Origin of the sequence: Aeromonas sp. TW 6 (assembly GCF_013168745.1) — a bacterium.
In the GTDB taxonomy this organism is placed as follows: Bacteria; Pseudomonadota; Gammaproteobacteria; order Enterobacterales; family Aeromonadaceae; genus Aeromonas; species Aeromonas caviae.
In genome coordinates this window covers 129,060-148,602 of the sequence record NZ_JABERS010000007.1, presented here as the reverse complement: position 1 = coordinate 148,602, position 19,543 = coordinate 129,060, and the positions used below count along the sequence as shown (strand labels likewise).

The window sequence follows — 19,543 nt, the reverse complement described above, 5'->3', positions numbered from 1 at the left end:
ACGCAAGGCGAGCGTAAGACGGAAGCAAAAAATCGCAGGAATGAGCAGTGAATATCTGGAAACGGTACTCAATGCGGGTCTCAAAAAACTGGGTGAAATTTAACAAAATGTTCACGCTCTCACCCTGGGGTAATAGCCGCCCTTGGCTCCATCATGCTGATACAGTCGTGCCTGATAGAGATCAAAAGCTTCCTTGATTTTCGGATGGGTAGCCAGTGACTGCGCCACTGACTGTTCCAGCGTCTGTGCCTGGCTCAGGCCCGGGAACAGTATGGTGCCACTAACCAGCATGGCAACAATCGTCTTCTTCATGGTATCTCCAGTCATGTTGTTTTTAGATTGTTGGCTTATCGTTCTCTCAGTGCCGACTGCTTAGCCCTCAAGATGGGTTTCAGCAAGTAGTCTAGGACACTTTTTTTACCAGTAATAATATCTGCACTGGCTAACATACCGGGGATGATGGGAAGTGCGTTAAGCTCATCGCCCAGATAACTCTTCTCGGTTCGTACTCGCACCAGATAGAAGGAATTGCCCTCCTCATCCTGGATTGAGTCGGCACTTATCTGTTCAACCTTGCCATGTAAACCTCCATAAATAGTGAAATCATAGGCAGTTATCTTGACCACGGCCTCCAGTCCGGGTCTGAGGAACGCGATGTCCTTGGGCGACACCTTGGCTTCAACCAGCAGGGTATCTTCCAGCGGCACTATCTCCATCAGGTCCATGCCCGGCTGAACGACCCCACCCAGCGTATTAATCTTGAGCTTTTTGATGGTCCCCTTGAGAGGCGCGATCACACTGGTACGATCGACTCTGTCCCTGAGGCCGACCTGACCCTCCGACAACTGGCTCAACTTGCCTTGACGTTCGTTCAGCTCGGTCTGGGAGTCCGCCCGGAATTTCAGGGCGATATCATTTCGCTTCGAGATGGTCTCCCGCAGTACCGAGTTGAGCTTGGGCACCAGCAGGCGGTTCGCCTCCAGCTCCCCTTGCATTTCGTTGACCTGCCGCTCCAGTTTAATTAGCTCCACTTGAGGAACTATACCCTCTTTTGCGAGAGGACGGCTGATGTTCAGCTCCTGACGAGCCAAATCAACGCTGCGGCCGACGGTCCGGATCTTGGCATTGAGCTCTATGGTCTCCTGCTCTTTCTGCTCGATCTGCTGTCCCAGAATGTAGAGCTGGTTCTTGAGGTTGTTTAACCGCGCCTCCTGCACCGATCTTTCACGGGCGGCATATTCCGCAAATACATTCTCGTACCCTTCGGGGAACTCGATGGCCTGTTTGTCGATGGCTACCTGTTCACGCCACCCCAGATTGGGCTCGTTCTTGACCACCACGCTGCGAATTTCGGCGCGCAGGCGGGCAATATCCCCCTTGAGGGTGACCAGCTCCTGCTCCCGTTCGCGAAAATCCGACTTGAAGCGGGTATCGTCGATGCGCAGCAGTGGCTGTCCCTTCTCGACGATGTCCCCCTCCTTGACGAAGATCTCCTTGACGATCCCCCCTTCCAGGTTCTGGATCACCTGCAACTGGCGCGACGGTATCACCTTGCCCTGGCCGACGGTCACTTCATCCAGCTCTGCCCAGGCGGCCCAGACGATGGCGCTGACAAAAAACAGGAAGCAGGCCCAGAGAAGGACTCTGGCACGGGTGGGTGTCGTCAGCAGCACGGCGGCGGCGCCGTCATCCACGTACTCGAGATGTTCGGGAGCCGGCAAGACCGTATCTGAGGGCGTTTTCTTGAACCAGTGGTTAGCCATTCGCCGTCTCCTGCACCCGCACCTTGCCTTCCTTCAATTGCTGCAACACCACCTCTTTGGGACCGTCCGCCACTATCTTCCCCTGCTCCACGACGATGACCCGGGAAGCGACATCCAGCATGGAGGTCTTGTGGGTGATGAGGATAAGGGTGGTTTCGGGGCCGAGCCGCGCCAGCTCCTGCTTCACGTGCATCTCTGACTGGTTGTCCATGTTGGAGGTCGGCTCGTCCATCACCAGAATGGGGGGATCGTTGAGCAGGGCGCGCGCCAGCAGGATGGACTGACGCTGGCCACCGGAGAGCTGACGTCCCCCTTCGCCTATCTGTCTGTCGAGACCGTTGGGATCCCGGTTGGTAAAGTTGGTGACCCCGGCCCGCTTGGCGGCGCGCAAGACACGGGCATCGTCCACCAGGGGATTACCCAGCATGATGTTGTCCCGCACGGAACCAAAGAAGAGGGTCACATCTTGCGGCACACAGCCGATGTTGCGGCGAATGATGGTCGGCGGCAGTTGGTCCAGCTCAAAGCCATCCAGACGCACCAGGCCGTCAGTCGGGCGATAGAGGCCCATCAGCAATTTCTCCAGCGTGGTTTTACCCGCACCGATCCGCCCGATGATGGCCACCTTCTCACCCGGCTCGATGCGCAGGTTGATGTTGTGCAGGGTACTGCTCTCCATGCCCGGATACTTGAAGGAGACATTTTCAAACTCGATGCGCCCCTGGATGACCGGATGGTGGATGTACTGCCTGCCCTCCTCCTGCTCACCCGGCGTCATCATGATCTTCTCCAGGATCTCGAGTGCCGACTTGGCCTGGTTGTAGCGGGTGGAAAGCACCGACAGCTGCACCATGGGGGCGATGGCCCGGCTCGACAGCATCACGGCCGCTATCATGCCCCCCATGGTCACCAATCCTTCCGAGATCTGGTAAACACCGACGATCACCAGTCCCACTGTCACCACCTGCTGGATGTAGCTCGCCAGAGAAGACATGGAGTTGGTGATGCGCCGGGTCTGCACGCCCCAGGTCGAGATGTGGGACACCGCCTGCTCCCAGCGGTGCTGGAACATGCTCTCGGCCCCGAAAATCTTCACGGTCTCAAGGCCCGAGATGCTTTCGATCAGATTGGCGTTCTTCTGAGAGGCGAGTCGGGAGCCCTCCTCGATGGATTGCTTCAGCGGTGCCTGAATGTAGAAGCTGTAGGCCACCAGGATCAGGATGGCGATGATGGGCACCACCACCATCACACCGGCGAAAATCCAGATGATGAAGAGGAAGAAGATGGCAAACGGCAGATCGATCAGGGTGGAGACGGTGGCCGACGTGAAAAACTCGCGCACCGATTCAAACTCCTGCAAGTGCTTGGCAAAGGCACCGGTCGACGCAGGCCTGGACTCCATCTTCATGCCCATCACCTTGGCAAAGATTTTGGCCGACAACAGCACGTCGGATTTCTTGCCTGCAATATCGATGAAGTAGCTGCGCAGCTGGCGCATCACGAAGTCGAAGGTGAACACCACCATGGCTCCAACCGCCAGCACCCAGAGGGAGTCGAATGCCAGGTTGGGCACAATCTTGTCATAGACGTTCATGGTGAACAGGGGGCTGGCGATGGCAAACAGGTTGATGAGGATCGAGGCCACCAGCACATCCCGATAGATACCGCGGGACTCGAACAAGGTGCTCCAGAACCAGTGACCATCACGGGTCTCCAGCACTTTGGGCGAGCGCTCATCAAACTTGAACTGCCGCTTAACGTAGAACAGACGACCATTGTACTCGTCACCCAGCTGGGCAAGACTGACCCATTGGGCCGCGTCTCCGGCCTGGGGAAAGATGACCCTCGCCTGGGTCCGTTCTTCATTCCATTCAAGCAAGATGCAGGCGCCGCCATTGCGCGTCTGCAAGACGCAGGGCAGCAGCAGGGAGGTGATCTGTTCAAGGGGCTGGATCACTTCGCGGGCAGAGAGACCGCCCCGCTCGGCGGCACGACTGAAGAGCGCCGTGCTGAGACGCCCGGAGACCAGTGGCAAGCCGGTGGTGAGAGCATCCTGACTGTTGGGCACCCCGTAAAAGCGGGTCAAAAAGACCAGGCACTCCAACAGTTCATCTATATGGCTGGTTTCTGCTTGCATAGCATCCCATCAAACATGATTCAGAAGGTTGTCTCGGGGCCGAATATCCAAAGCCCGGCGGCGATCCGGAAAAACAGAACAGACCTCGCCACCCAGACCCACAACCCGATTAGCGCACAGAGCCGGGACACTGCATGTCTCGCTTCCCTCACAGATTTTCATGCCGGAAACGGAGGGGACATGCCGGGCACCTGATGTTGCCAAGAAATATGCCACCCGGTACGAAGAAAGCCCGCCCGGTATACAAACTGCAAAGAGTTATTGATAACTATATCTTTTTTCAAGCCGACCATCTTATCAAGGTGACTTGAACGAAACTATACTCCAAAGACTGAATTTCATCTAATAACCCACTGTTTTTTTGACGAAATTAGAGTTGGCACTCGCCCGTGGAAGGGAGAGAAAAAGGGCGTCCCAGGCAGTGCCCCTGAGGGCCTGAGCGTGCCAGCGCCGCGGCAATGGCGGTCATGGCGCTCCAGCGATTCTCGCACCAGGCGGGGGCCAGCAGGGTCGGGCGGCGCGCCGACGCCGAGACCCTGTGATAGACCACCTCGGGAGGCGTGTACTGGATCATGGCGACCGCCGCCGCCACATACTGCTCCATCGTCAACACATCCAGCCGCCCCGCCTGCCACGCCTTGCCAAGAGTGCTCCCCTCCACCACATGTAGTGGGTGAAGCTTGATGCCCTCGACGCCGGTCTCCACGACACGGTGGAGGGTTTCCAGGCTGTCCATCGGCACCTCGCCGGGCAGGCCGACGATGAGATGGGCACACACCTTGATGCCTCGCAGATGGGCTCGGGCAACGGCATCGGCATAAGCGGCATAGCCGTGACCCCGATTGATGCGTTGCAACGTCTTGTCGTTGGCACTTTGCAGCCCGAGCTCCAGCCACACCTCGTAACCTCTGGCCTGATAACCTGCCAGCAGATCCAGCACCGCATCGGGTACACAATCAGGGCGAGTTCCGACGCAGAGCCCCACCATGTCGCTCACCGACAAGGCTTCTTCATACATGCGCTGAAGGTACTCCACTTCGGCATAGGTGCTGGTATAGGCCTGAAAGTAGGCCAGATAGCGCCTGGCCCGGGTCACCTCGTCCCGGCGTGCCAGCAGTTGCTGCACCACGGAGAGTTGCTGGGCCGACTCGTCGGCAAAGGAGGAGACATTGCAGAAAGTGCAGCCACCCCGGCCCAGGGTGCCGTCCCGGTTGGGGCAGGTAAAGGCCCCGTGGATGGAGAGCTTGTGGATCTTCTGGCCGTGGCGCTGCTTGAGATCCTGGCCAAATGTATTGATGAGTTCGTGTAACTGCATGACACCTCCGAAATGAGATGTCATTCTAGCGACGCAGCCCAGCGGGCAGGCTGCGCTGGATCAATCCCGCTCTCTACCCAAAAATCATATAAATATTCACGTTAGATGCGATAAATACCCAACAGTCGGCATTCACGGTCACTTTTGACAACCTGTCACTCCTGCAACATGGAGAAAAGTGTCATAACCTCTCGCCCATAACCGGCTGTAACTACTGAAAAAATCCTGTTTAGTCTGCTTATGGACAAATGCAAGACGCAGGATCCTGAAATGTGATCCCCGCCAAGCACACCAGAGATGACTTTGTAAAATTACTACAGTTCCCCGCCACCATGCAGTCAACCACTAAACCGTCCACAACCAGAACATAAAGCCAACAAATAAAAAAAAAGCAGTCATAAATACACAAAAATGCTGATTGAGTCTCAAAAACCCACATTTTGTTATGGCGATGTAACATTGCAAACAAGCGGGATGTCCAATTGACCTTGCCCGAAAATCCCATTAGTTTGGAGATTCGCCACCTCAGGCGGACGGAACCACAAGAGCCAATCGCAATTTATGCAGTCTGTTGATGACAGTGCGATGGAAGGCCGAGCAAGGGAGAAATGCAATGTCACTATATGATCCAAAGCTGGAGAGGGATAACTGTGGCTTCGGCCTGTTGGCCCACATGGAAGGGGAAGCCAGCCACAAGCTTGTCCGTCTCGCGATGTCAGCCTTGGCTCGCATGCAGCACCGCGGCGGTATCTCCGCTGATGGTAAGACCGGCGACGGCTGCGGCCTGTTGCTGCAAAAACCCGACAGCTTCTTTAGAGCGGTCGCCGAAGAGAAGGGATGGCACCTGGGCCGCAACTACGCGGTCGGTATGCTGTTTCTCAACCCCGATCCCATCCTGGCCCAGGCCACTCGCGACATCATCGACGAGGAGCTGGAAAGAGAGACCCTGAGTCTGGTCGGCTGGCGCAAGGTGCCCATCGATACCAACGTACTCGGTTCCATCGCCAAGGCGTCCCTGCCCAGTATTGAACAGGTCTTTGTCAACGCGCCCCCGGGCTGGGTCGACAAGGATCTCGAGCGCCGCCTCTATATCGTGCGCCGCCGCATCGAGAAGCGCATCAGCGACGACTACTTCTATGTGGTCAGCCTTTCCAACCTGGTCACCGTCTACAAGGGACTGTGCATGCCGGTGGATTTGCCGCGCTTCTATCTGGATCTGGCCGACATCCGCATGCAGGCCGCCATCTGCGTGTTCCACCAGCGTTTCTCCACCAACACCAGCCCACGCTGGCCGCTGGCGCAGCCGTTCCGCTACCTCGCCCACAACGGCGAGATCAACACCATTGCCGGCAACCGCCAGTGGGCCAAGGCGCGCAGCTACAAGTTCGCCACCCCGCTGATCCCCGATCTGCAAGAGGCCGCCCCCTTCGTCAACACCACGGGATCGGATTCCTCCAGCCTCGACAACATGCTGGATCTCTTCCTGGCCGGCGGCATGGACCTGTTCCGTGCCATGCGCCTGCTGATCCCGCCTGCGTGGCAGAAGCACCCGAACATGGATGACGACCTGCGCGCCTTCTACGACTTCAACTCCATGCACATGGAGCCCTGGGACGGCCCGGCCGGCATCGTCATGACCGACGGTCGTTACGCCACCTGCGCACTCGACAGAAACGGTCTGCGTCCGGCACGTTACGTCATCACCAAGGACAAGTTCATCACGCTGGCCTCCGAAGTGGGCACCTGGGACTACACCCCGGACGAAGTGCTGGAGAAGGGCCGTGTCGGCCCGGGGGAGCTGTTCGTGGTCGATACCAGCAACGGCAAGATCTGGACCAGCTTCGAAATTGACGACGATCTCAAGAGCCGTCACACCTACAAGCAGTGGATGGACAAGCACTGCAAGCGCCTGGTGCCCTTCGAGCAGATGGACGATGCCAGCACGGGGTCGCGGGAATTCCCGGATGACCGGCTCAAGACTTACCAGAAGCTGTTCGGCTACTCCTTTGAAGAGCTGGATCAGGTGATCCGCGTGCTCGGCGAGAATGGCCAGGAGGCAGTGGGCTCCATGGGGGATGACACCCCGATGGCGGTGCTCTCCTCCAGCCAGCGTACCCTGTACGACTACTTCCGCCAGATGTTCGCCCAGGTGACCAACCCGCCCATCGATCCCCTGCGGGAAAATCACGTCATGTCCCTGGCCACCTGTATCGGCCGCGAGCAAAACGTGTTCAACGAGACCTTCGGTCACGCCCACCGGGTGCTGTTCCAGTCGCCGATCCTGCTCTACTCCGACTTCCATCAGTTGCTGGCCCTGGAAGGTGAGCACTACCGCCATGCGGTGCTGAGCCTCAACTACCAGCCCGAAGAGGGGCTGCAGGCTGCCCTCGAGCGCCTCTGCCACGAGGCAGCTGAAGCGGCCCGCAGCGGCGCGGTGCTGCTGGTCCTGTCAGACCGGGACATCAGCCCGGATACCCTGCCCATCCCGGCCGCCATGGCGGTGGGTGCGGTGCAGCGTACCCTGGTGGACAACAACCTGCGCTGCGACGCCAATATCCTGGTGGAGACCGCGAGCGTGCGCGACCCGCACCACTTCGCCGTGCTGCTGGGCTTTGGCGCCACCGCCATCTACCCCTACCTCGCCTACGAGACCCTCGCCAAGCAGGTAGAGGAAGGCGTGCTCAAGATGAGCCTGCGCCAGGCCATGCTCAACTACCGCAACGGCATCAACAAGGGCCTCTACAAGGTGATGTCCAAGATGGGCATCAGCACGGTGGCAAGCTACCGCTGCTCCCAGCTGTTTGAGGCGGTGGGCCTCTCCAAGGCTGTTGTCGAGCTCTGCTTCCGCGGCGTATCGAGCCGCATCCAGGGTGCCGACTTTGCCGACATCCAGCAGGATCAGATCAATCTGTCCCGTCTGGCCTGGCTCGGCCGCAAGCCACTGACCCAGGGCGGCCTCTTGAAATTCGTCCACGGTGGCGAGTACCACACCTACAACCCGGACGTGGTGCAGACCCTGCAAGTGGCGGTGCGCTCCGGCAACTACGCCGATTACAAGGAGTATGCCCGTCTGGTGAACGAGCGGCCGGTCGCCACCCTGCGGGATCTGCTGTCGCTCAAACAGGGCACCACCCCGGTGGCGCTGGATCAGGTGGAGCCAGCCGCCAGGCTGTTCCCCCGCTTCGACTCCGCGGCCATGTCCATCGGCGCCCTCGGCCCTGAAGCCCACGAGGCCCTGGCCATCGCCATGAACCGCCTCGGCGGTCAGAGCAACTCCGGTGAAGGTGGCGAGGATCCCAAACGCTTCGGTACCGAGAAGAACTCTCGCATCAAACAGGTGGCTTCCGGTCGCTTTGGCGTCACCCCGCACTACCTGATGAACGCGGACGTGGTGCAGATAAAAGTCGCCCAGGGCGCCAAGCCCGGCGAAGGGGGCCAGCTGCCCGGTGACAAGGTCACCGCGCAAATCGCCCAACTGCGCTACTCGGTGCCCGGCGTGACCCTGATCTCCCCGCCGCCGCACCACGACATCTACTCCATCGAGGATCTGGCCCAGCTCATCTTCGACATCAAGCAGATCAACCCTAACTGCCTGGTGTCGGTGAAACTGGTGTCCGAACCTGGCGTCGGCACCATCGCCTGCGGCGTGGCCAAGGCCTATGCGGACTTCATCACCGTCTCCGGCTACGACGGCGGCACCGGCGCCAGCCCGCTCACCTCGGTCAAATACGCTGGCTCCCCCTGGGAGCTGGGCCTGGCCGAAACCCAGCAGGCGCTGGTGGCCAACGGCCTGCGCCACAAGGTGCGCCTGCAGGTGGATGGCGGTCTCAAGACGGGTCTGGACATCATCAAGGCGGCAATCCTCGGCGCCGAGAGCTTTGGCTTCGGTACCGGCCCCATGGTGGCGCTCGGTTGCAAATACCTGCGTATCTGCCACCTGAACAACTGCGCCACCGGCGTCGCCACCCAGGATGAGAAGCTGCGCCGCGAACACTTCACCGGCCTGCCGGAGATGGTGATGAACTACTTCAAGTTCATCGCCGAGGAGACCCGCGAGCTGATGGCCGAGCTGGGCGTCACCCAGCTCACCGACCTCATCGGTCGTACCGACCTGCTGGAAGCCCTGCCCGGCCTCACCGCCCGTCAGGCCAAGCTGGACTTGTCCGGCATCCTGGCGGCCCCGGTTGCACCGGCAGGCTCCAGTCTGTTCAGCCAGCAGCACAACCCCACCTTCGACAAGGGGCCCTTGAACCTCAAGATGGTGGAAGACCTGCTGGACGCGGTGGAAAACATGAGTGGCGGCGAGTTCCGCTACGACATCCGCAACACCGACCGCTCCGTGGGTGCACGTCTGTCCGGCGAAATCGTCAAGCGCCACGGCAACCAGGGCATGGCGGCCGATCCGGTCAAGGTGCACTTCAACGGCACCGCCGGCCAGAGCTTCGGCGTCTGGAACGCCGGTGGCCTTGAGATGATCCTCACCGGGGATGCCAACGACTACGTGGGCAAGGGGATGACCGGCGGCAAGCTGGTAATCAAACCCCACGTCGGCGTGGCGTTCAAATCCCACGAGGCGGCCATCATCGGCAACACCTGCCTCTATGGCGCCACCGGCGGCAAGCTCTATGCCGCAGGGACCGCAGGCGAGCGGTTCGCGGTGCGCAACTCAGGGGCCTTGGCGGTGGTCGAGGGGATTGGCGACAACGGCTGTGAATACATGACAGGCGGCATCGTCACCGTGCTCGGCAAGACCGGTGTCAACTTCGCGGCGGGCATGACAGGCGGTTTCGCCTACGTGCTCGACGAGTGCGGCAACTTTGCCAAGCGCACCAACCCCGAGCTGGTCGAACTGCTGGAGGTGGCGGATCTGGCCATCCACCAGGAGCACCTGCGCGGTATCATCACGGCGCACCTCAACGAGACTGGCAGCTCGCGTGCCGAGGAGATCCTGGCCAACTTCGACTCCTATGTGCCCAAGTTCAGGCTGATCAAACCCAAGTCCAGCGACGTCAAATCGCTGCTTGGCCACACCAGCCGTTCCAGTGCAGAACTCAGAATCCAGGCGCAATAAGGAGGGAACCCTATGAGCCAGAACGTATTCCAGTTTATCGATGTCCAGCGGGTCGACCCGCCCAAGAAGCCGCTCAAGATCCGCAAGATCCAGTTCGTGGAGATCTACGAGCCCTTCAACCAGGCCCAGGTCGGCATGCAGGCGGATCGCTGCCTCGACTGCGGCAACCCCTATTGCGAGTGGAAGTGCCCGGTACACAACTACATCCCCAACTGGCTGAAGCTGGCCAACGAGGGACGCATTCTGGAGGCGGTGGAGCTCTCCCACCAGACCAACAGCCTGCCGGAGGTATGTGGCCGCGTTTGCCCGCAAGACAGACTGTGTGAGGGTGCTTGCACCCTCAACGACAGATTCGGCGCCGTGACCATCGGCAACATCGAAAAATACATCACCGACAAGGCGTTCGAGATGGGCTGGCGCCCGGATCTCTCCAAGGTGGTCAAGACCGGCAAGCGGGTCGCCGTCATTGGCGCGGGCCCCGCGGGCCTTGCCTGTGCCGACGTGCTGGCACGCAACGGCGTCACCCCTGTGGTGTTCGACAAGTACCCGGAGATCGGTGGCCTGCTCACCTTCGGTATCCCCTCCTTCAAGCTGGAGAAAGAGGTGATGCAACGCCGCCGCGAGATCTTCGAGGGGATGGGGGTGGAGTTTCGCCTCGAGACCGAAGTGGGCCGTGACGTCACCTTCGCCGACCTGCTCGGCGAGTTCGATGCGGTCTTCCTCGGGGTCGGCACCTACAAGTACATGAAGGGCGGCTTTGCCAACGAAGAGGCGCCGGGGGTCTACGACGCCCTGCCCTACCTCATCTCCAACGCCAATCGCTTGCTGGGCTTTGAGAAGGCGCAAGCCGATTACATCGACTTCGCCGGCAAGCAGGTAGTGGTGCTGGGGGGCGGCGACACCGCCATGGACTGCGTGCGCACCGCCATCCGCCAGGGGGCCGATCGGGTGATCTGTGCCTACCGCCGGGATGCCGAGAACATGCCAGGCTCCAAGCGGGAGGTGAAAAACGCCCAGGAGGAAGGGGTGGAATTTATGTTCAACCTGCAACCTGTCGGGGTCGAACTGGACGCTCACGGCCGCACCTGCGGCATCAAGGTGGTGAGCACCGAGCTTGGCGCCCCCGATGCCAATGGCCGCCGCAATCCTGTGGTCATTGAAGGCTCCGAGCAGGTGCTGGCTGCCGATGCGGTGGTGATGGCGTTCGGCTTCCAGCCCAACCCCCAGCCCTGGATGGCAGAGCACGGCGTCGAGCTCGACGGCCGGGATCGCATCAAGGCGCCCGAGAAGGCCGAGTACGCCTTCCAGACCAGCAACCCCAAGGTGTTCGCCGGTGGTGACGCGGTGCGCGGCTCGGATCTGGTGGTGACCGCCATTTACGAGGGTCGCAAGGCGGCCGAAGGCATCATGGACTACCTGGCCGTGTGATCTGCCGTCGCAACCACGCTGTCATGCAAACAGCCCCGCTCGTGCGGGGCTGTTTTTTTATCTCGCTCTCAATCCGCCAGAACCGGCTAGATACTCCAGCTCTCCGGCAGCCGTTCGGTGAGGGTGGAGATGTATTCGAAGGTACGTGCCCGCTTGGGGGTGGTGAACATCTGGCGCGCACTGCCCGCCTCCACCACCTCCCCGGCCTCCAGGAAGATCACCTGCTGCGCAATCTGGGCTGCAAGACGCAAGTCATGGGTGGCGATCAGCATGGTGGTCCCCTCACTGGCCAGCTGGCGCAGCACGGCCACCACCTCCTGGGCAAGCTCGGGATCCAGCGCCGAGGTAGGCTCGTCACAGAGCAGCACCTTGGGGGATGGCGCCAGCGCCCGGGCAATGGCGACCCGCTGCTGCTGACCGCCGGAGAGGGTGGCAGGCACCGCCTCGGCCTTGTGCCTGAGCCCCACCTTGTCGAGCAGTTGCAGGGCGCGCGCCACTGCCCTCTCCCTGGGCCACTTCAACACGGTCACCAACCCTTCCATCACGTTCTCCAGCACCGTCATGTGCGGGAACAGCTGGAAATTCTGGAACACCATACCGGTCTGCTGGCGCAGGGCCAGCACGCTTTGCCGTGACAGATGCCGGGTAAAGTCGAGCTCGCTGCCCCCCAGCACCAGCTGGCCTGCATCGGGCCGCTCCAGCAGGTTCACGCAGCGCAGCAGGGTACTCTTGCCGCTGCCGGAGGGACCGATCAGGGCGGTGACGCTGCCCGCGGCCATCGCCAGCCCCACCCCTTTCAACACGCGCTGCCCCGCAAACTGTTTCTCGATGCCACTCAAGCGGATCATAGGGCGACCTCCCGGGTCTCTTTGTGAGCCAGTCGCTGCTCCAGCCTGTCTTGCAGGGTGGAGAGCACCGAGCTGAACATCAGGTAGATGAGGGCCGTCTCGATATAGAGAATGAGCGGCTCATAGGTGACGGAGGCGAGGCGCTGGGCCGCCTGAAACAGCTCGGGCACGGTCACCGCCGCCGCCAGCGACGTGTCTTTGACCAGGGAGATGAAGGTGTTGGAGAGCGGTGGCACCGCGATGCGCGCCGCCTGCGGCAGGATCACCCGCCACATCACCTGGGTCCAGTTCATGCCGATGGAGTAGGCCGCCTCCCACTGCCCCTTGGGGATGGCCGCCAGGGTGGCACGAATGATCTCCGAGCTGTAGGCACCGATGTTGAGGGTGAAACCGATGACGGCGGCGGTGAAGGCGTCCAGCACGATGCCGGCGCTCGGCAGACCGTAAAAGATCAGAAACAGCTGCACCAGCAGCGGCGTGCCCCGAATAAGCCAGACATAGAAGCGGACCAGCATCACCAGCGGGGCCGGACCATATAATCTGGCCAGCGCCACCGACAAGCCGAGCACGATTCCCAGCACGAAGGTAATCAGAGTGAGTGGCACGGTAAAAATAAGCCCCGCACTGAGCAGGGGCCAAAAAGAGTCGATCATTAACTGCAACCAGGCCGGCACGTTAATATCCTCAGTTGTTATTATGTTGCCACGATATTATTGCGAGACGTCGGTGCCGAAATATTTCTGCGATATTTTCTGATATTCGCCATCCTGCTTGGCATTGCGCAGCGCCTGATTGATGGCAGCCAGCAACTCGGGTTGCCCCTTGGCGAGCAGGGCGGCAGATTGCTCCCCCTTGGCCTCGCTGGCCGCCACCTTCAATTTGGCGTCTGGCTTCTGTTTCTTGAAGTCGAGGAAGGAGAGGCTGTCGTTGATGGTGGCATCCACCCGCCCGGTCAGCACCAGTTCGAGTGACTGGTTGAATCCCTCGGTGGCCACCACCTCGGCACCCGATGATTTCGCCAGGTGGGCGAAGTTGCTGGTCAGGGACTGGGAGGATTTCTTGCCCTTCAGATCGGCAAAACTCTTGATGCTTTGGTTGTCGCTGTGCACCACGATCACCGCCTTGGAAGTGATGTAGGGGTCTGAAAAATCATATTTTTTCAGCCGTTCAGGGGTGATGGCCACTTCGTTGAGCACCAGGTCGTAGCGCTTGGCGTCCACCCCGGCGATGAGCCCGTCCCACTTGCCCTCGACGAACTGCGGCTTCACGCCCAGACCGCTTGCAATCAGCTCGCCGATCTCCACGTCAAAGCCCACCAGCTTGCCGCTCTTGTCGTGGTAGGTGAAGGGAGGATAGGTCCCTTCGGTGCCGATCTTGATCACTCCAGCCCGCTGGATCTCGGCCAGGCTTGACTGTGCCTGTACCGATGTCATCAGTGCCAGCGGAAGTGCCGCCATTAAAAACAGGGAGTGCCGTTTTTTCATTATTCACCTCGTTATATTTATGAACATCCAGAGCGCTTGCCAACCACCACAAAATAAAACCAGCCGGTTATCATGTTTAATTTAAATTAATTATCGGCAGAGATAACCTTCATAGTGCTTGCTGGCGGTATGGATGAAACATAACGTGGCTCATGGCATGACCCAACCATGAAATACGGGGATATTTAGCGAAATAATGGATAACGAATAAATAATGGCCGGGCTAGCCGAGGAATTGCCCCGCTGGCGGCGCTCCGTCAGCGGAAACCATATCAGGCGGGTTGCAGCTCCCGCGGGATGGCAGTGGCCCAATCACGACATAACGTATCAATCGGGCCAAAATTCAGTCTGATGACAAATGGGATTGCCACGCACCACGTGGAAGGTCATGGCGGGATGGCACGCGCCTTGACGTCACCGTCGATGATCACCCCTTCGGTCACCACCTCCCGCCCTGCTCCAGCAGGCGAACGATGTCGACATTCCAGGGCCCGGTCGCCGGGTAGCGCCGATGGATCTCGACGAAGTTGACCCGCCCCGCGCGCCGCTCCCCCAACGTTGGCCAGTCACAGAGGAAGTCATCGCTCAGCCACCTGGGGGTCTTGACGAAATCGTTGCTTTGCATGGCCTGCCTGTGGTCTGCACCACGGTTTTTGGTTCCATGGTCCTGTTTTCCATCCAGCCCTCCTACAACCGCACCACCAGCCACTCCCCCTTGCCCACCGGCACCAGGGAAGTCAGGAAATCGGGGTCACGCCGCACCTGTGCCATCCACTCCCTCATCTCGTCCTCATGGGAGATGGCATTGTCCACCACCAGCAGGCCACGAGGGGCAAGCAGGCGCTGGATCTCGGGCCACCAGGCCTGGTAGTGGCGGCGCTCGGAGTCGAGGAAGATGAGCTGATAGCCCGCCGTCGGCAGGCAGGGCAACAGGCTGCCGGCCTCCCCCGCCAACTGCTCAATCCAGGGAGTGAGCCCGGCCCGCTCAAAGTTGGTCGCCGCCATGGTCCGTTTGCCCTCGTCCAGCTCGATGGTGGTGACCCGGCCCCCCAGCCGTTTCACTGCCTCGGCCAGCCAGAGGGTGGAGTAACCGTTGGAGGTGCCGATCTCCAGCACAGCCTGCGCCCCCCTCGTCTGCACCAGCACCGCCAGCAGTTCGCCGGTGTCGCGGGTAATGTTGAGCATCTTGCTGCCACGGGAGTGTTGCGCGCCGTCATTCTGCTCGCCAAAGCGCTCCAGCTCCCGTTTCAGTTGTTCCAGTGCCATGTCTCCTCCTTGACGGTGTAAACGAGTCGGCCCGGTGCATGGCATGGCTGGACCGCCCCTCATGTTCATCATTTTGCTATCGACCCACTCGGTGGCCCATCCCCTGCGTCATCCGGATAAAGACAACACCCTGGCTCACCATGTGATCACGCTGGTGCACTGCTGCTGGCGGGAAAGCCAATCGTCACGCGGTCTGGCGGTGGCCCCCCGCGCCGTCGGGCTGCTGGATACCAAGGGCAAGCCGCAGATCGCCTAGGGGGCCACCCGGGTAAAGTCGATGGCGGGGCAGCTGGGCGCCACGCCCTTGGTCAGCGTCAGGGGCTGGGCACGATAGCTGAGCCGGTAGCGGCCCGGTTGGGACAGATCGTAGGCCTGCGCCAGGTCCGCATCGGCCTGGCTCTGCTCCCCCGCCCCCAGGTGCAGGAAGTCGCCGTCCCCGGGGGTACCTCGCTTGGCAAGCGGCCCTCGATAGTCCAGCGGCTGCCCATCGCGGGTCAGGTCGATGGCATCGGCAAACCACCCCTCGAAGGGGGTGAACCAGGTCAATACCTCGAGGGGCGTCTCCCCCCGGTTGGTCAGGGTCATCACCAGGGGCAGGGGTTCGTTCACCCCGCTCTCTGCGCTGACCGACAGCTCGCACTGCAAGGGCGCCAGTGCCAGGGTGGTGAGCAAGAGTGTCATCATGGTGCCTCCGTCAAAAAAGGGGCCATCCGGCCCCTGTTTGCAACTCAATTTTCGCTCGGGGTATTCTCGGCGAAATATTCGTGGTTGTCGGCGTTGTTCAGGGCCTTCTGGGGATCCGTGCTCGCCAGATTGCGCGCATTGGCCTGACCGTATCCCAGATCGTCGGTGCCCGCCACCACGTTGAAGTGGCTCAGCTCGTGGACAATGGTGCCGGCGCGGGAATCGGTCCCGGTGACCGGCGCAGTCCAGAAGCTCTTGCACAGATAGACCTTGTAGGGCTGGTCCGGATAGACATAGGCAAAGTAACTCTGCTTGCAACCGCAGTCGAAGGTGAGCGGCTTGTTGTCGATGGCATCCTTGATCTTGCTGAAGTTGGTCTCGGCCTGGTTCCAGCGGGTGGCGTCATAGGCGCCAAACCAGCTCCGGTAGCGCTGTCCATTCGGCTTGTCCACCGCGAGGTAGCTGCTGGAGTTGTTGGCGATGCCACTCGCGGCATCGAGCGCCGCCAGGATGTCGCTCTTCTGGGTGTTGGTGCAACGGCCGCTGAAGCTGACCGAGGCGCTCACCGCCTGGGGCTCGGCCACCGCAGCCTTGGCCAGCACCCGATCGTCGCTCACCCCTTCCACCCAGAGGGTCACGGCATTGGACTCGCTCGCCTGGGCCTGTTTGGCCTTGGCCGCTTTCCCCTCCTGCGCCACGGTCGGCAGCAGGTAACGGATGCTGTACTGGCCCTGGGCGCTCATGTCGTAGAGACCGGAGACCTCCGCCTGGACTGTCAGGCTCTGGCCTGCCTTGAGCAGTTGGTAGTCCTTGTCACTCGGGGCGGCCCGCTTGATCAGGGCCCCTTCGTAATCCACCGGCTGGCCGTCACGCTCCACCTGGAACAGGGGGGCATCCTCGCTGCCTGGCAGTTGCCATTTGAGCAGACGAACCGGCTTCTCCCCGGTGTTGGTCAGGGTCAGGTTGACGCGCACATCGTCTGTGCTGCCCTCCACCAGGGTGAGCCGGGCATCGAGTCCGGCGGCGCAGAGCGGGGACGCCAGCACGCCGGCCAGCAACAGGGCAATTGGAGTCGCTTTCATCATGTTTCCTCATTCATTGAGTGTCGCCTTGTCAGGCGGTCTGCTTCCTTTAAGGCCCTCTTTGGGGCCCATCCACCCTAGAGCAGAAGCACCACCCCACCATCCCTCCATATGGGGGACGCCCCCCATCAGAGGGGGAGCCCCTTGGCTGCGACAAAGATTGCCCGCCCGGCCCCGGGCGTGCAGGCAACCCCGTGGGGTGCATTTGCCATAAAAAAACCCGGCGCAGGGCCGGGTGACGGGATGAGAAGGCGGGATCAGGAGGACAGCAGCGCCAGGGCCGGCTGCGCGTTGCCCGGCATCAGCCGATAGGCCTTGTGGTGCTTGACCAGGGTGGTTTTCTTGTTGCCCTGGCTCAGCAGCAGGCCCCGGGCAAATGCCGCCTCGGCCAGTACCTGCTCGTCCCCGCGCACATAGAGGGTGAGGGGCTTGACCAGCTCACCTCCCTCGATATGGCCCTGATACTCGCTGGCCGAGATGATCAGGCTGGATTGCCCCTGGCTCAGCAGCCGCTGCCGGGTGTTCAGTTCGCTGTCGGTGAACACCAGCCAGCCCGCCCCCTCCAGCGCCAAAAGCAGATCGGCCAGGCGCGCCCCCAGCTGTACCGGCTCATGCATGGCACGCTCATACTGGCGCTGCACCCGCTCAAGCAGCCCCTTGAGATCGGCCCCCGCCCCCAGCGTCCGCCCCAGTTGCACCCAGGCCTTGAGATCCTCCATCACCAGCCGGGAGAAGCGTTTCTCCTTGAGAGAATCCGCCATCCAGGTACAGAGAAAGTGGCTCTCCTGGGCGGGGGTGCGTTTGCCCGTCTTCTGGGCAGCGGTGCGCTCCAGCTCCGCCAGGCTCTGGCGGGCCATCTCGAGCAGGGCCTGATTGTAAGCAGGAAGGGTCATCTCGGATCCTCTGAAACGGGGCGGCCAGGGGCCGCGTCATCGACAGCACAAAGGCGCCAGTGGCGCCTTTGGAGAGTAAACGCCCCTCCCCGACCGGGAGGGTGCGACGTTGCCTTATTTCGGCTGACGGGGCTTCTTGGCCGCCGCCAGACGCTTGAGGCGCTGACCTTGCAGTTTCGCCTCGGCCATGGCCTGGGCGGCGGCATTGTCTTCACGCTGCGGGCGCTTGCCGAAGCGGCGGCGCTCCTGCAACTGCTTGATGAGGTCGTCACGGCTGCTCACCTCGTAACCCGGCACCATGATGCGGCGGATCTTCTGGCCGATGAGGGCCTCGATCTCCAGCAGGGTGCGCTCCTCCTCGCGACTGACGAAGGAGATGGCCATGCCGCTCTTGCCAGCGCGACCGGTTCGGCCGATACGGTGCACGTAATCTTCCGCGAGGAACGGCAGATCATAGTTGACCACGTATTCCAGGCTCGGAATGTCCAGGCCGCGAGCGGCCACCTCGGTGGCCACCAGCACCCGCAGCTTGCCTTCGGTGAATTCACGCAAGGCACGGCGACGGCTCCCCTGGGCCTTGTCACCGTGCACCACGGCAGACTTGATGCCGTCGAGGTTGAGCTCCTCCACCAGTTCATCGCAGCTCTCGCGGGTGCTGGCAAACACCAGCACCTGCTGCCAGTTCTGCTTGCCGATAAGCTCGGAGAGCAGCTCGCGCTTGCGCTTCTGTTCCACCGGATAAACGGTGTGGCTCACGGTGTCGGCAGTGGAGTTCTGCTTGTCGACGGCCACCACCTGGGGTTTGTCCAGCATGAGGTTGGCCAGCTTTTTCACCGCCTCGGAGAAGGTGGCGGAGAAGAGCAGGTTCTGGCGGGTCTTGTTGACCGCCTGCAGGATCTGCTGCACATCGGCGCTAAAGCCCATGTCGAGGATGCGATCCGCCTCGTCCAGCACCAGAGTCTCGACCCCGGAGAGGCTCAGGTTGCAGGCGGTGAGGTGCTCGAGCAGACGGCCAGGGGTGGCCACTATGATGTGTGCGCCCGCTTTGAGCTTCTTGGCCTGCACATCCTGTTTGCCGCCACCCACGATGGTGAGGGTAGTGATATCAAGATACTTGGCAAAATCGTTGATATTGCTCGCCACCTGGGCTGCCAGCTCGCGGGTCGGGGTCAGGATCAGCACGCGGGCATTGGAAGGCTGCACCGGCGCCGGGTTGTCTACCAGACGTTGCAGGATGGGCAACGCAAAGGCGGCGGTCTTGCCGGTACCGGTCTGGGCACTGGCCAGCACATCGCGGCCACGGCGAATGGCCGGGATGGCCTGGCTCTGCACAGGGGTCATCTCCTGATAACCGCAATCTGAGATGGCGCGCAAAATCTCGGGGGCAAAATCGAACGATTCAAATCTCATGTTGGGTTCCTGTGTTCCAGCGGAGCTGTAGTTGGCGTGGGTGGCCTGGGCCGGCGTGTGGCCTGGCATCGGCGAGGCGTGGAGCCAAGGACGGCTGGGTCTGACATCAGATCAGAAGATGAGCCGGAAAATGGCGGGCGCGAAGTGTAACAGATAGGCGAC

At 61.1% G+C, this 19,543-nt stretch carries 15 protein-coding genes and 1 pseudogene; 3 read left to right on the top strand and 13 right to left on the bottom strand.

The features are described from left to right. Positions 1 to 120: 120 nt before the first annotated feature. The 4 genes and pseudogenes from HKD46_RS05600 to HKD46_RS05585 all read right to left on the bottom strand — a co-directional run. Positions 121 to 312, bottom strand: a pseudogene (locus HKD46_RS05600) (channel protein TolC); the annotation flags it as partial. A 35-nt stretch (positions 313 to 347) separates the two neighbouring features. After that, positions 348 to 1,763, bottom strand: coding sequence for an HlyD family type I secretion periplasmic adaptor subunit (locus tag HKD46_RS05595; RefSeq protein WP_010675165.1), 1,416 nt, complete (start codon positions 1,761 to 1,763; stop codon positions 348 to 350). Then, positions 1,756 to 3,900: a type I secretion system permease/ATPase gene (locus tag HKD46_RS05590; protein WP_125117305.1), complete on the bottom strand. Its 2,145-nt coding sequence runs from the start codon at positions 3,898 to 3,900 to the stop codon at positions 1,756 to 1,758. Before HKD46_RS05590 ends, HKD46_RS05595 begins: the two co-directional genes overlap by 8 nt. 370 nt (positions 3,901 to 4,270) lie before the next feature. Then, positions 4,271 to 5,215 (bottom strand): TIGR01212 family radical SAM protein, encoded by a 945-nt coding sequence (locus tag HKD46_RS05585; protein WP_042864044.1) that lies wholly within the window; start codon positions 5,213 to 5,215, stop codon positions 4,271 to 4,273. A 613-nt stretch (positions 5,216 to 5,828) separates the two neighbouring features. Between HKD46_RS05585 and gltB the strand changes: the two genes are divergently transcribed. After that, on the top strand, positions 5,829 to 10,286 hold the full coding sequence (gene gltB, locus HKD46_RS05580) for a glutamate synthase large subunit (protein WP_171865009.1): 4,458 nt from the start codon (positions 5,829 to 5,831) through the stop codon (positions 10,284 to 10,286). 12 nt (positions 10,287 to 10,298) lie between these two features. Beyond that, the gene (locus HKD46_RS05575; protein ID WP_042864045.1) at positions 10,299 to 11,714 is read left to right on the top strand and encodes an FAD-dependent oxidoreductase; all 1,416 of its coding nucleotides are present in this window, start codon (positions 10,299 to 10,301) and stop codon (positions 11,712 to 11,714) included. An 86-nt stretch (positions 11,715 to 11,800) separates the two neighbouring features. Here the strand turns inward: HKD46_RS05575 and HKD46_RS05570 are convergent, their stop codons facing one another. From HKD46_RS05570 to HKD46_RS05550, 5 genes are all read right to left on the bottom strand, one after another. Continuing rightward, positions 11,801 to 12,562, bottom strand: coding sequence for an amino acid ABC transporter ATP-binding protein (locus tag HKD46_RS05570; protein ID WP_010675170.1), 762 nt, complete (start codon positions 12,560 to 12,562; stop codon positions 11,801 to 11,803). Beyond that, positions 12,559 to 13,215, bottom strand: a complete 657-nt coding sequence (locus HKD46_RS05565; protein ID WP_171865008.1) for an amino acid ABC transporter permease — start codon at positions 13,213 to 13,215, stop codon at positions 12,559 to 12,561. Before HKD46_RS05565 ends, HKD46_RS05570 begins: the two co-directional genes overlap by 4 nt. Before the next feature lie 57 nt (positions 13,216 to 13,272). Continuing rightward, complete coding sequence (locus tag HKD46_RS05560; RefSeq protein WP_161469752.1) at positions 13,273 to 14,046, bottom strand: amino acid ABC transporter substrate-binding protein; 774 nt, start codon at positions 14,044 to 14,046, stop codon at positions 13,273 to 13,275. A 439-nt stretch (positions 14,047 to 14,485) separates the two neighbouring features. Beyond that, positions 14,486 to 14,671, bottom strand: coding sequence for a hypothetical protein (locus tag HKD46_RS21305; protein WP_234887943.1), 186 nt, complete (start codon positions 14,669 to 14,671; stop codon positions 14,486 to 14,488). A 62-nt stretch (positions 14,672 to 14,733) separates the two neighbouring features. Further along, positions 14,734 to 15,312, bottom strand: coding sequence for an O-methyltransferase (locus tag HKD46_RS05550; RefSeq protein WP_010675174.1), 579 nt, complete (start codon positions 15,310 to 15,312; stop codon positions 14,734 to 14,736). Between the two features lie 61 nt (positions 15,313 to 15,373). Between HKD46_RS05550 and HKD46_RS05545 the strand changes: the two genes are divergently transcribed. Continuing rightward, positions 15,374 to 15,568: a hypothetical protein gene (locus HKD46_RS05545; protein WP_010675175.1), complete on the top strand. Its 195-nt coding sequence runs from the start codon at positions 15,374 to 15,376 to the stop codon at positions 15,566 to 15,568. Here the strand turns inward: HKD46_RS05545 and HKD46_RS05540 are convergent. The 4 genes from HKD46_RS05540 to HKD46_RS05525 all read right to left on the bottom strand — a co-directional run bounded on the left by HKD46_RS05540 (position 15,565) and on the right by HKD46_RS05525 (position 19,381). After that, positions 15,565 to 15,996, bottom strand: coding sequence for a hypothetical protein (locus tag HKD46_RS05540; protein WP_041213092.1), 432 nt, complete (start codon positions 15,994 to 15,996; stop codon positions 15,565 to 15,567). The two genes, HKD46_RS05545 and HKD46_RS05540, sit on opposite strands and share 4 nt — an antisense overlap. 44 nt (positions 15,997 to 16,040) lie before the next feature. After that, positions 16,041 to 17,081: a M35 family metallo-endopeptidase gene (locus tag HKD46_RS05535; protein WP_171865007.1), complete on the bottom strand. Its 1,041-nt coding sequence runs from the start codon at positions 17,079 to 17,081 to the stop codon at positions 16,041 to 16,043. A gap of 254 nt (positions 17,082 to 17,335) precedes the next feature. After that, positions 17,336 to 17,971, bottom strand: a complete 636-nt coding sequence (locus tag HKD46_RS05530; RefSeq protein ID WP_041213094.1) for a DUF2913 family protein — start codon at positions 17,969 to 17,971, stop codon at positions 17,336 to 17,338. Positions 17,972 to 18,085: 114 nt separating this feature from the next. Further along, a complete protein-coding gene (locus HKD46_RS05525; RefSeq protein WP_010675179.1) occupies positions 18,086 to 19,381 on the bottom strand; it encodes a DEAD/DEAH box helicase in 1,296 nt (431 codons plus the stop codon). Positions 19,382 to 19,543: the final 162 nt, after the last annotated feature.